The following is a 13186-nucleotide window of genomic DNA, read 5'->3' as shown; positions in this document are numbered from 1 at the left end:
TTGTCGGTGGTGCGTGTCAGGATGGGCGGCGTGGCACAGACATTCGGTACGCCGTTCATCGGCCGGGACGGCGAACTCGCCCGGCTCACCGGCGTGCTGGACCGCGCCCGCGAAGGCACCCCCCACGCCGTCGTGCTCTCCGGAGACGCCGGCGTCGGCAAGACCCGCGTCCTGACGGAGGCCGCCGCACACGCCACACGCACCGGCATGACGGTGCTCACCGGCCACTGCGTGGACCTCGGCGACGTGGGCCTGCCCTATCTGCCGTTCACGGAGATCCTCGGCGTACTCGGCGCGGACGAGCGGTTCGCCGCCGCCCTCGCGGCACACCCGGCCGTCGACCGCCTGCTGGGCTCCGGCAGCGGGACGGACACGGACACCGGCAGCCGGCTGCGGCTCTTCGAGGGCGTGGCCGGCCTGCTGGCGGACGCCGCCGACATCACCCCCCTCCTCCTGGTCCTCGAAGACCTCCACTGGGCGGACCAGTCATCGAGGGACCTCCTGCGCTTCCTCCTCAGCCGAGGCGTCCTGCAGAATCCGACCCCCGGCTCCCCCACCCACCGCCTCGCCCTCTTCGCCTCGTACCGCGCGGACGACCTGCACCGCCGCCACCCCCTGCGCCCCCTGCTCGCCGAGCTGGCCCGGCTGCCCTCCGTGGACCGGCTCGAACTGCGCCCCATGGCCGACGCCGAAGTGGCCCGCCTGGTGCGCGCCCTGCGGACGGAGGCCCTCTCCGACACCACCGTCCGCCGCATCGTCGACCGCGCCGAGGGCAACGCCTTCTACGCCGAGGAGCTGCTCGCCGCGCTGCCCGGCGACCTCGACCCGGCGGCGCCCGCCATGCCGAGCGGCCTCGCCGACCTCCTCCTCATCCGGATCGAGCAACTCTCCGACACCGCCCAGCAGGTGCTGCGCACGGCCGCGGTCGCCGGGCGGCGCGTCGAGCACGACCTGCTGCGTGACGCCGTACAACTGCCCGAGGACGAGCTGGAGTCGGCGCTGCGGGAGGCCGTAGGACGGCAGCTGCTGGTCCCCGGCGACGACGCCACGTACTCCTTCCGGCACGCCCTCACCCGCGAGGCCGTCTACGCCGATCTGCTGCCCGGCGAGCGGGTCCGGCTGCACGGCGCGTTCGCCAAGCTCCTCGCCGGGCGCGGCCACACGGCGGAGAGCGCGGCCGAGCGCGCCCACCACTCGCGGGAGAGCCACGATCTCGCGGACGCGCTGACCGCCTCGCTGGAAGCCGCCGACCACGCCCAGCGGGTCGGCGCGCCCGCCGAGGAGCTGCACCACGTGGAGGCCGCGCTCGAACTGTGGCCCGCGGTGGACCCCGGCGCCCGCCCCCGGGACGGCGACCCGGTCACGCTCACCCTGCGCGCCTCCGCTGCCGCCGCGCACGCCGGGGCGACCCACCGGGCGGTCTCCCTCACCCGCGCCGCACTCGCCAGGGCGGGGTCGGACGCGGACTCGGAGCTCGCCGCCCGCGTCCGCTACACCCTCGCGGGCAATCTGATGCGCGTCGACAGTCTGAAGGCCGCCTTCACCTACAGCAGCGAGGCACTGGCCATGATCCCGGCCGAACCCCCGTCGCACACCTGGGTGTGGGCGGCGGCCACCCATGTCATGGCCGCGCGGTACATGGGCCACGACGAGGACGCCGAGCGCGTCGGCCGACAGGCGTTGCGCACCGCCGAGGAGCTCCGACTCGCCGACGCCCAGGCCGACTTGATCATCTCCCTGGTCGGTCTTGAAGACCGCAACCGGCGTACGGCCGAGGGCCGGGACCGGCTTCGGCAGGCCCGTGACCTGGCCCGGCGCGCCGGCAATGTCTCCGTCGAGATGCGCGCCCTCTTCAACCTCGCCATCGGGGCCTACGAGTCCGGGGCCGTGGACGAGTGCCTGGCCTGGCTCGCCGAAGGACTCGAGTGGGCGAACCGCTCCGGGCTCGTCTCCTCCCCGTACGCACTGGAGCTGCGCTACCTCCAGTCCCTGATCCTCTACACCCTGGGCCGCTGGGACGAGTGCGCGCGGGCGGCCGCCGTCGACGCCGAACGGCTGCCACCGGCGGGCGGCTTCGCCGTCGGGCCCGCGTTGTACGTCGCCCTGGCGCGCGGCGAGGAGGGGGCCGCCGAGCGTGCCCGCGCGCTGCTCGACGGGCCGTTCGACTGGATGGCCACGCTCGTGGCGGGCATCGTGCTGACCGACGCCGCCGCCCTGCGCGGTGACCCCGAGGGTGCCGTCGCCTGCGTACGCGCGACGCTCGCGGCGCTCAGCGACGGTTCCGGCGGCGGGCGGCCGGACATCGGTGTGCGGCTCGCGGCGCTGGCTCTGTCGGCGGTCGCGGACGCCGCCGTCGAGCTGCGTCCGTCCGGCGACGAAGCGGGCGCCCGGCGCTGGGCGGACATCGCGACCGAGCTGGTGGAGATGGCCCGGAGTACGGCCGCGAAGGGGGAGGACGGGTCGCGGCAGGGACCGGAGGGGCTGGCCTGGCTCGCCCGCGCCGAGGCGGAGTGGCTGCGCGCGCACTCGGGTCCCGATGTGGCCGCCTGGGAGAAGGCGGTCGCCGCGTTCGACTACGGCGATCCCTATGAGCTGGCCCGCTGCGCAAGGCGGCTGGCCGAGGCACTGCTCGTGGCGGACCGTCGGGAGGAGGCCGCCGAGCGGGCCCGCGCGGCGCGCGACACCGCCGTCCGGCTCGGCGCCGTACCGCTGCGCGAGCAGCTGGACACCCTGATCCGGCGCGGTCGTCTCGCCGGCCCACCGTCCGCCGCGGACCGTGTCCCGGCGCTGACCGCCCGTGAGAGCGACGTCCTGGAGCTGCTGGCGCGCGGTCGCACCAACCGTCAGATCGGCGAGGAGCTGTTCATCACGGGGAAGACGGCGAGCGTGCACGTCTCCAACATCCTGGCCAAGCTGGGCGCCGCGAGCCGCACCGAGGCCGTGGCCATCGCCTACCGGGAGGGGCTGGTCGAGTCGCCCCGGGACCCTCGCCGATGACCGGCCCCCGCGCATGACCGGGGCCCGGTCACCCCAGGTGACCGGGCCCCGGCCCGCATACTGCGAAGGTCAGACGAGGTTCACCGAGCGGGCCGAGGTGGCGCCGATCTCCTCGGCCACGTCGCCCAGCACGTTCTGCGGGACCGTGTCGTCGACGGTGAGGACCGCGAGGGCCTCGCCGCCCGCGGCGGCACGCGCGACCTGCATGCCCGCGATGTTGATGCCCGCCTCGCCGAGGATGCGGCCGACGGTGCCGACCACGCCGGGACGGTCCTCGTAGCTCAGCACGACCATGTGCGCGGCGAGCGCGAGGTCCACGTCGTACTCGCCGACGGCGACGATCTTCTGCAGGTGCTTGGGGCCGGCCAGCGTGCCGGAGACCGAGACCTCCTGGCCGTCGCCGAGCGTGCCGCGCACGGTGACCACGTTGCGGTGGTCGGGGGACTCCGAGCTCGTGGTCAGCCGGACCTCGACGCCGCGCTCCTGCGCGAACAGCGGGGCGTTGACGTACGACACCGTCTCGTCGACGACGTCCTCGAACACGCCCTTGAGCGCGGAGAGTTCGAGCACCTTGACGTCGTGCTGGGTGATCTCGCCGTACACCTCGACGTCGAGACGGACCGCGACCTCGCCCGCGAGGGCGGTGAAGATGCGGCCGAGCTTCTCGGCGAGCGGCAGACCGGGCTTGACGTCCTCGGCGATGACACCGCCCTGCACGTTCACCGCGTCCGGGACGAGCTCACCGGCGAGGGCGAGGCGCACCGAGCGGGCGACGGAGACACCGGCCTTCTCCTGCGCCTCGTCCGTGGAGGCGCCGAGGTGCGGGGTGCAGACGACCTGGTCGAGCTCGAAGAGCGGGGAGTCCGTGCAGGGCTCCTTCGCGTACACGTCGAGGCCGGCACCGGCGACGCGGCCCTCCTTGAGCGCCGAGAACAGCGCCTCCTCGTCGACGATCCCGCCGCGCGCGGCGTTGACGATCCGCACCGACGGCTTGACCTTGTGCAGCGCCTCGTCGCCGATGAGACCGACCGTCTCGGGGGTCTTGGGCAGGTGCACGGTGATGAAGTCCGAGACCTCGAGCAGTTCGTCGAGGGAGAGGACCTTGACGCCCATCTGCGCGGCCCGGGCAGGCTGGACGTAGGGGTCGTAGGCGACGACCTTCATGCCGAACGCGGACATGCGCTGGGCGACCAGCGCGCCGATGCGGCCGAGGCCGACGACACCGAGGGTCTTCTCGGCGAGCTCGACGCCGGTGTACTTCGAGCGCTTCCACTCGCCGTTCTTCAGCGCCGAGTTGGCCTGCGGGATGTGGCGCGCGGTGGCGAGCAGGAGGCCGCAGGCCAGCTCGGCCGCGGTCACGATGTTCGAGGTGGGGGCGTTGACGACCATCACGCCGGCCTTGGTGGCGGCGGAGACGTCGACGTTGTCCAGGCCGACGCCGGCTCGTGCGACGACCTTGAGCTTCTTCGCGACGGCGACGGCCTCCGCGTCGACCTTGGTGGCCGAACGGATCAGGATCGCGTCGACGTCGGCGATCGCGGGCAGCAGCTCGGCGCGGTCCGCGCCGTTCGCGTGCCGGATCTCGAAGTCCGGGCCCAGGGCGTCGACGGTCGCGGGCGACAGCTCTTCAGCGATGAGTACGACAGGTTTCGAGCTCACGTGAGTCCTCACAAGTCCAATGCGGACGGCCGTCCCGACGGCCGCAGGCGGTGGAGGGTTGTCGCGGCCTCGGTGAAGTTCCGGGCGGCGTGGGGCGTGCCTTCACTTCTTCGGGGTCGCTTGAGCCGCGTGGAAGACGCACGACGCTGTGGGCCTGACGCGTATGTTGTGCAGCAGTGTAGTGCCGCTACGGGGGCCTTCTTGCGCCTCCGTGGAAGGATCACCCGTCCGTGGCTGGACGGGGTGGACAACGTCGCGCTCACGGGCGTTACCCAGGGTTGGCCGAAGGGGCCGGAGCGGATGCTCCGGCCCCTCGGCCGTACGGCTTACGCCTCGTCGTTGACCCACGACATGAGCTTGCGGAGCTCCCTGCCGGTGGTCTCCAGGAGGCTGTTCTCGTCCTGCGTCTTGTACTCGTTGTACTTCTTCAGGCCGGAGTGGTACTCCTCCATCCAGTTCTTGGCGAAGGTGCCGTCCTGGATCTCCGCGAGGACCTTCTTCATCTCGGCCTTGGTGGCGTCCGTGATGATCCGCGGGCCGGTGACGTAGTCGCCCCACTCGGCGGTCTCGGAGACCGACCAGCGCATCTTCTCCAGGCCGCCCTCGTACATGAGGTCGACGATGAGCTTCAGCTCGTGAAGGCACTCGAAGTACGCGATCTCCGGCTGGTAGCCGGCCTCGGTCAGCGTCTCGAAGCCCGCCTTGACCAGCGCCGCGGTGCCACCGCAGAGAACGGCCTGCTCACCGAACAGGTCGGTCTCGGTCTCCTCCGTGAAGGTCGTCTTGATGACGCCCGCGCGGGTGCCGCCGATGCCCTTGGCGTAGGAGAGGGCGAGCGGGAAGGCGCTGCCCGTGGAGTCCTGCTCGACGGCCGCGATGCAGGGAACGCCGCGACCCTCCTCGTACTGGCGGCGCACCAGGTGACCGGGGCCCTTGGGGGCGACCATGGCGACGTCGACACCGGCCGGGGGCTTGATGAAGCCGAAGCGGATGTTCAGACCGTGGCCGAAGAACAGCGCGTCGCCGTCCTTCAGGTTGTCCTTGATGGACTCCTCGTAGACCTGGGCCTGGATCGGGTCCGGCACCAGGATCATGATGACGTCGGCCTCGGCCGCGGCCTCCGACGGCGTCACCACGCGCAGGCCCTGCTCCTCGGCCTTGGCCTTGGACTTGGAGCCCTCGTGCAGACCGACGCGGACGTCCACACCCGAGTCGCGCAGCGACAGCGCGTGGGCATGGCCCTGGCTGCCGTAGCCGATGACCGCGACCTTGCGGCCCTGGATGATGGACAGGTCGGCGTCGTCGTCGTAGAACAGCTCGGCCACTGGGGTTCTCCTTGGTGTGCGGTGTTGCGTCCCACCGTACGGCGGGCGGGGGGAGGGAAGTTTTCGGGTCTCGGTATACGGGCGGCCGGTGATCACCGACCGCCCCTACCAAGGATCAGGCTGATCGGTCGAGCGCGCGCAGCGAGCGGTCCGTGATCGAACGCGCCCCGCGTCCGATCGCGATCGTGCCGGACTGGACGAGCTCCTTGATGCCGAACGGCTCGAGCATCTTGAGCATGGCCTCCAGCTTGTCGCTGCCGCCGGTGGCCTCGATGGTGACGGCCTCCGGTGAGACGTCCACGGTCTTGGCGCGGAACAGCTGGACGATCTCGACGATCTGGGAGCGCGTCTCGTTGTCGGCGCGCACTTTCACCAGAACGAGTTCGCGCTGCACCGCCGAGCCGGGTTCCAGTTCGACGATCTTCAGCACGTTGACGAGCTTGTTGAGCTGCTTGGTGACCTGTTCGAGCGGCAGCGCCTCGATCACGTTCACCACGATGGTGATGCGCGAGATGTCGGGGTGCTCGGTGACACCGACGGCGAGCGAGTCGATGTTGAAGCCGCGACGGGAGAACAGGGCGGTGATCCGGGCGAGGACACCCGGCTTGTTCTCGACGAGGACGGAGAGGGTGTGCTTGGTGCTCATGGTGGTGGACTCGGCTCTCTCTCGGTCTCAGTCGTCTTCGTTGTCGCCGAAGTCGGGGCGGACGTCCCGGGCGGCCATGATCTCGTCGTTCGAGGTGCCGGCGGCGACCATCGGCCACACCATGGCGTCCTCGTGCACGATGAAGTCGACCACGACGGGGCGGTCGTTGATCGAGTTCGCCTCCGCGATGACCTTGTCGAGGTCCTCGGGGGACTCGCAGCGGATCGCGTAGCAGCCCATGGCCTCCGACAGCTTGACGAAGTCGGGGACGCGGGTGCCGGCGCTCGGCTGCTTGCCGTCCGCGTCCGGGCCGGAGTGCAGCACGGTGTTGGAGTAGCGCTGGTTGTAGAAGAGGGTCTGCCACTGGCGGACCATCCCGAGGGCGCCGTTGTTGATGATGGCGACCTTGATCGGGATGTTGTTCAGGGCGCAGGTGGTGAGCTCCTGATTGGTCATCTGGAAGCAGCCGTCACCGTCGATCGCCCAGACCGTCCTGCCCGGCTGACCGGCCTTGGCACCCATCGCGGCCGGGACCGCGTAGCCCATCGTTCCGGCGCCGCCGGAGTTCAGCCAGGTCGCGGGCTGCTCGTACTGGACGTAGTGCGCGGCCCACATCTGGTGCTGGCCGACGCCCGCCGCGAAGATGGTGCCCTCGGGGGCGAGCTGTCCGATGCGCTCGATGACCTGCTGCGGCGACAGGGAGCCGTTGTCCGGCTGCTCGTAGCCGAGCGGGTAGGTCTCGCGCCAGCGGTTGAGGTCCTTCCACCAGGCGGCGTAGTCGCCGGCGTGGCCCTCGCTGTGCTCCTTCTGCACGGCCTGGACCAGGTCGGCGATGACCTCGCGGGCGTCACCGACGATCGGCACGTCCGCGGCGCGGTTCTTGCCGATCTCGGCCGGGTCGATGTCGGCGTGGACGATCTTGGCGTACGGGGCGAAGCTGTCCAGCTTGCCGGTGACGCGGTCGTCGAAGCGGGCTCCGAGGGCGACGATCAGGTCGGCCTTCTGCAGCGCGGTGACGGCGGTGACCGCACCGTGCATGCCCGGCATCCCCACGTGCAGCGGGTGGCTGTCGGGGAATGCGCCGAGCGCCATCAGGGTGGTGGTGACGGGCGCTCCGGTGAGTTCTGCGAGGACCTTCAGCTCGGCGGTGGCCTTGGCCTTGAGGACGCCGCCGCCGACGTAGAGGACGGGCCGCTTGGCCTGGGTGATCAGCTTGGCGGCCTCGCGGATCTGCTTGGCGTGCGGCTTGGTCACCGGGCGGTAGCCGGGCAGGTCCTGGGTGGGCGGCCACTGGAAGGTGGTCTGCGCCTGGAGGGCGTCCTTGGCGATGTCGACCAGGACGGGGCCCGGGCGGCCGGTGGAGGCGATGTGGAAGGCCTCCGCGATCGTCTTCGGGATGTCCTCGGCCTTGGTCACCAGGAAGTTGTGCTTGGTGATCGGCATGGTGATGCCGACGATGTCCGCCTCCTGGAAGGCGTCCGTACCGATCGCCTTGGACGCGACCTGCCCGGTGATCGCCACGAGCGGCACCGAGTCCATGTGCGCGTCCGCGATCGGCGTCACCAGGTTGGTGGCACCTGGGCCGCTGGTCGCCATGCAGACGCCGACCTTGCCGGTGGCCTGCGCGTAGCCGGTGGCCGCGTGACCCGCGCCCTGCTCGTGGCGCACGAGCACGTGCCGCACACGCGTGGAGTCCATCAGCGGGTCGTACGCCGGAAGGATCGCGCCGCCGGGAATGCCGAATACCGTCTCGGCCCCGACCTCCTCAAGCGAGCGGATGAGGGACTGCGCTCCCGTGACGTGCTCGGGGGCGGACTGCTGTCCTCCGGAACGGGGCCGCGGCTGCGGGTGATGGGCCCCGGTGGCCTGCTCGGTCATCGGCATTCTCTTCTCGATGCTGAGGGTTTTTGCGAGTTTTGTGCGGTGTACGACTGGTGCCTGTGCAACAAAAAACCCCTCGTGCCGTGAGGCAAGCGAGGGGAGCGCGCCGGGTGCGGTCGCTGGGTGTTCCGGGTCCGTCCGGTGGTCACCAGCTTCAGCCGACGCGCTTTCCAAGTACGAGAATTCGGGTGCGCATGGCATTGACCCTCCCCCCGGCACGCACTGACTGTCAAGTGGGTGGGACGGGAGTCTCATTATGTGAGCGGAGGGTCGTACCGCCCCCGAATACCGCGGGCACACCACTCGTATACACCCCCGCGCCGCCGCCCGCGAACGCGGGCTCGGCCGGGCCGTGCGGCACCGGGTAGTGGCCGCAGGACAGCGCTCTGCGCAGCCGGTACTCGTCGAGCGGCCCGGAGAAGGCCATGCCCTGTCCGTGCGTGCAGCCCATCGCGCGCAGGGCGACGACCTGCTCGGGCAGGTCCACCCCGTCGGCCACGGACTGCAGCCCCAGGTCGGTGGCGATCCGCAGCAGCCCGCTGGTGATCTTGTGCAGCCGGGCGGACTCGACGACTCCCTCGACGAGGCCGCGGTCGAGCTTCAGTACGTCGACGGGCAGCCTTCTGAGCGTCGTGATGGCCGCGTAGCCACTGCCGAATCCGTCCAGGGCGACCCGGACGCCGAGCCGCCGCAGCGCGTTCAGCCGCCGTTCCAGCTCGTCCAGGGAGACCCGGGGGTCGGTGTCGGCCAGTTCGACGATCAGGGAGCCGGAGGCGAGCCCGTGCCGGGTCAGCAGGGCCTCGACGGAGCCGAGAGGCATCGAGCGGTCCAGCAGACGCCGGGCGCTCATCCGCACGGCGACGGGCACCGTGACGCCCGCGGCGGCCCGCTCGGCGGCCTGCTCGACCGCCTCCTCGAGCATCCACCGGCCCAGCTCGGCGGTCTTGTCGCTGTCCTCGGCGACGCGCAGGAACTCCGCCGGCGTGAAGAGCACCCCTTGGGAGGAGCGCCAGCGGGCCTGGGCGGTGACCGTCGCGATCCGGCCGTTCCCGAGGCAGACCACGGGCTGGTGGAGCAGCGCGAACTCGCCGTCCTGGAGGGCGGAGCGCAGTCGGGTGGCCAGCTCCGCCTTCCGTACGACGTCCTGCTGCATCTGGGGCGCGTACAGCTCGACGCGGCCCTTTCCGGCCGCCTTGGCCCGGTACATGGCGAGGTCGGCGTTGCGCAGCAGCTCGCCCGCGCCCAGACCCGGTTCGGCGAAGCCGACGCCGATGGACGCGGCGACCCGGACATCGTTGCCGCCGATGGCGTACGGCTGGGAGAGCCTGATCCGCAGCCGGTCGGCGAGCTCCAGGATCTGCTGCTCGCGCGCGCCCCGGTCGCGGCTGCCGTCGCCGACGATGAGCGCCGCGAACTCGTCACCGCCGAGGCGGGCGGCGGTGTCGCCCTGCCGCACCGAGTCCTGGAGTCTGCGGGCGGCCTGGACGAGGAGCTCGTCGCCGGCCTGGTGCCCGATCGTGTCGTTGACGGCCTTGAAGCCGTCGAGGTCGATGAAGAGGACTGCGGTGCCGCGCAGCGCGGCGCCGCGGTCGGTGGAGCGGCGGCCGGACAGGGCCTGCTGGACGCGCCGGGTGAACAGCGCGCGGTTGGGCAGGTCGGTGAGCGGATCGTGTTCGGCGTTGTGCTGGAGCTGCGCCTGGAGCCGGACCCGCTCGGTCACGTCACGGCTGTTGAAGATGAGGCCGCCGTGGTGTCGGTTGACGGTGGACTCCACATTGAGCCAGCCGCCGTCGCCGGACTTGAAGCGGCACTCGATGCGGGTGGTGGGCTCCTCGAGGTGGCTGGCGGCCAGGAAGCGGCGCACCTCGTGCACCACACAGCCCAGGTCCTCGGGGTGGATGAGGGAGGCGAGCTCGGAGCCGACGAGCTCCTCGGCGTTGCGGCCGTAGACCCCGGCGGCGGCGGGGCTGACGTACCGCAGGATGCCGTTCGGCGCGGCGATCATGATGACGTCGCTGGAGCCCTGCACCAGGGAGCGGAAGTGGTTCTCCTGCTGGGCCAGCTCCTGGGTGAGGGTGATGTTGTCGAGCAGCATGATGCCCTGGCGCACCACGAGGGCGAGCACGACGAGCCCGGCGGTGATGAGCACGACGCGGTCGACGCTGCGGCCGTTCAGGACGTTGTAGAGAATGCCCAGCGTGCACACGGCGGCGGCCAGGTAGGGCGTGAGCGCGGCCAGTGACCCGGCGATCGGACGGGTGGTCGGGTACCGGTTGTGGCCTCCGTCCTGAGGTCCTTGAGGTCCTTGAGGCCCATGAGGCCCATGAGGCCCATGAGGCGCCTGTGGCCCTTGAGATCCGTGAGATCCCTCGGTGATCCCGGGTCCGCCCTGGCGGGGCCCCGGGATGTGCTCGTGCACCACGCGCGCGTGCCCCTCCCCGCGGGGCTCGTCCGTGCTGTGGCTGTCGGCGGTCGGCTGCCCGAATCGGGGGCCGACCCAGGGGGCGTACGCGAGGAGCAGTGACCCGGCGAACCAGCCCGCGTCGAGGAGCTGCCCGGAGTGGTAGTTGTTGTGCAGGAGGGGCGAGGTGAACAGGGCGTCGCACATCACGGTCAGGGCGAGCGCGCCGATCGCGGTGTTCACCGCCGAGCGATTCACCGACGAGCGCCTGAAGTGCAGCGCGAGCACCATGCTGACCAGGGCGATGTCCAGCAGCGGGTACGCCAGCGAGAGCGCGGTGTGCGCGACGCTCGGCCCGTCGAACTTCGCCGCCTGGGCGAGCGCGAGGCTCCAGGACAGCGTGAGCAGGGAACCGCCGATCAGCCAGGAGTCGAGCGCCAGGCAGACCCAACCCGCCCTGGTCACGGGCCTCTTGGCTAGCACGAGCAGTCCTACGATGGCGGGCGGAGCGAAGCAGAGGAAGAAGAGATCGGCGTAGCTGGGACTCGGGACCTGGCGGTCGAGGACGACCTCGTACCACCCCCAGACTCCGTTGCCCAGCGCGGCCATGGTGGAGGACAGCGCGAACAGCAGCCACGCGGGTCGAAAGCGGCTGCGACGGCTGCGGGCGTAGAGGAAGCAGGAGACCGCGGCGGTGCCCGCGGCGGCGCTCAGCCCGAAGTCGCCCATGAACAGCGCGAGGCCGGCGCAACCCCAGCCGAGCGCGGACCCGAAGGCGTATCCCGCGCACACGAGGGCCAGCACCAGTTGCGGAATCAGACCCGTCCCACTGCCGTACAACGGCCGACGGGACAGCAGCGCCCCGGGGGAGCTCACCGGGCCCACCCGGTCCGCGCGGGGTCCCGCTGGCCCGTGTGCGCTGGGTGCGCATGCCTTCTGCGGCCGCTGTGGCTGCGGTGGTGATGGGCACCGTGACCACCATGGCCGCCGTGGCCGCGTCTGCGCGTCGCCGCGCGCCAGGGTCGTCGGCGGTCCCGCCGCGTCGGATCGTTGGTCCATAGGCCGTGCATCGCCCGTCGCCCCCCTCGCAGTCCGAATGTCCATCCCCGGCGCCGAACGGTGCGCGGCGCAGCCCCTGTCGGGACGATACACCAGTCTCGTCACTCAGGGACATAGTTCCTCTACGCTCCGTGACGATCAGCGGTCGCTCGGGCACCGCCCGCATTCGCCGCACTGCGGAGGGTGTCCGATGGGGTCCCCGCTCGAGCGGAGCCGAGAGCGGGGGAGGGTTACGCGCCCGTCGTAAGGACCACGTTGCCCAGGGGTTCCTGGTTCACGAAACGATTCAACTGCGCGGTCAGAAGCCGCTTGGCGCGCGGCAGGAACGCGGAGGTGGGGCCGCCGACATGGGGGCTGATGAGCACGCCGGGCGTCTGCCACAAGGGATGTCCCTGGGGCAGCGGCTCCGGGTCGGTGACGTCGAGGGCCGCGGTGAGGCGCCCGCTGTCCAGCTCGGCGAGCAGCGCCTTGGTGTCGACGACGGGCCCGCGGGCGATGTTCACCAGCAGCGCGCCGTCCTTCATCCGGGCCAGGAACTCGGCGTTCACCAGGCCCCGTGTGCTGTCGGTGAGGGGCGTGGAGAGCACCACGATGTCGGCCTCGGGGAGCAGGGCGGGCAGTTCCGTAAGTGGATGCACCGGACCGCGCGCCGTGGTGCGCTCGGAGCGCGCGACGCGCGCCACCCGCGCTACTTCGAAGGGCGCGAGCCGGTCCTCGATCGCGGACCCGATCGAGCCGTAGCCCACGATCAGTACGGACTTGTCGGCCAGCGCCGGATGGAACCCGGAGTGCCACTCCCCCTTGTCCTGCGCCCGTACGAAATCGGGGACGCCCCGCAGCGAGGCGAGGATCAGCGTGAGCGCGAGCTCGGCGGTGCTCGCCTCGTGCACTCCGCGTGCGTTGCACAACTGCACGCCCGGGTGCAGGGACTGCACACCCGGCAGAACGTGGTCGACTCCGGCGGAGAGCGTCTGCACGACCCGCAGGGAGGTCATTTCGGCCAGCGGTCGCAGCCCGACGCCGGGCGCCTTCATATAGGGGACGACGTAGAACTCGCAGTCCGCGGGATCCGCGGGAAACTCCTGGTCGCCGTCCCAGAAGCGGTAGCTCAGGCCCTCGGGGAGGCCCTCGATCTCGTCGGCGTGAAGGGGAAGCCACACATCGGAAGTCATGGTCAGGAGGCTATGCCAGGTACCTGATCGCGCAGAGGCTAGGTTG

The 13186-nt window shown here is 71.2% G+C and carries 7 protein-coding genes; 1 reads left to right on the top strand and 6 read right to left on the bottom strand.

All coding sequences use genetic code 11. From position 1 onward, the window contains the following. Nucleotides 1–30 precede the first annotated feature (30 nt). The gene (locus ACIQTP_RS20945; RefSeq protein WP_403401703.1) at nt 31–2997 is read left to right on the top strand and encodes an AAA family ATPase; all 2967 of its coding nucleotides are present in this window, start codon (nt 31–33) and stop codon (nt 2995–2997) included. 69 nt (nt 2998–3066) lie between these two features. On the opposite strand, the gene serA is transcribed toward ACIQTP_RS20945, so the two are convergent. From serA to ACIQTP_RS20915, 6 genes are all read right to left on the bottom strand, one after another. Next, the gene (gene serA, locus ACIQTP_RS20940; RefSeq protein ID WP_403401701.1) at nt 3067–4656 is read right to left on the bottom strand and encodes a phosphoglycerate dehydrogenase; all 1590 of its coding nucleotides are present in this window, start codon (nt 4654–4656) and stop codon (nt 3067–3069) included. 326 nt (nt 4657–4982) lie between these two features. After that, the gene (gene ilvC, locus ACIQTP_RS20935; RefSeq protein WP_402045784.1) at nt 4983–5981 is read right to left on the bottom strand and encodes a ketol-acid reductoisomerase; all 999 of its coding nucleotides are present in this window, start codon (nt 5979–5981) and stop codon (nt 4983–4985) included. A 115-nt stretch (nt 5982–6096) separates the two neighbouring features. Then, on the bottom strand, nt 6097–6627 hold the full coding sequence (ilvN, locus tag ACIQTP_RS20930) for an acetolactate synthase small subunit (RefSeq protein ID WP_054234575.1): 531 nt from the start codon (nt 6625–6627) through the stop codon (nt 6097–6099). Between the two features lie 27 nt (nt 6628–6654). Then, a complete protein-coding gene (locus tag ACIQTP_RS20925; protein ID WP_403401699.1) occupies nt 6655–8511 on the bottom strand; it encodes an acetolactate synthase large subunit in 1857 nt (618 codons plus the stop codon). 226 nt (nt 8512–8737) lie between these two features. Then, nucleotides 8738–11785, bottom strand: a complete 3048-nt coding sequence (locus ACIQTP_RS20920) for a putative bifunctional diguanylate cyclase/phosphodiesterase (protein ID WP_403401697.1) — start codon at nt 11783–11785, stop codon at nt 8738–8740. Between the two features lie 413 nt (nt 11786–12198). Further along, nucleotides 12199–13140, bottom strand: a complete 942-nt coding sequence (locus ACIQTP_RS20915) for a 2-hydroxyacid dehydrogenase (protein ID WP_403401695.1) — start codon at nt 13138–13140, stop codon at nt 12199–12201. Nucleotides 13141–13186 lie beyond the last annotated feature (46 nt).

Source organism: Streptomyces sp. NPDC090798 (assembly GCF_044768965.1).
In the GTDB taxonomy this organism is placed as follows: domain Bacteria; phylum Actinomycetota; class Actinomycetes; order Streptomycetales; family Streptomycetaceae; genus Streptomyces.
The sequence above is the reverse complement of the archived record's forward strand: the minus strand, read 5'-3'. Positions and strand labels throughout refer to the sequence as shown.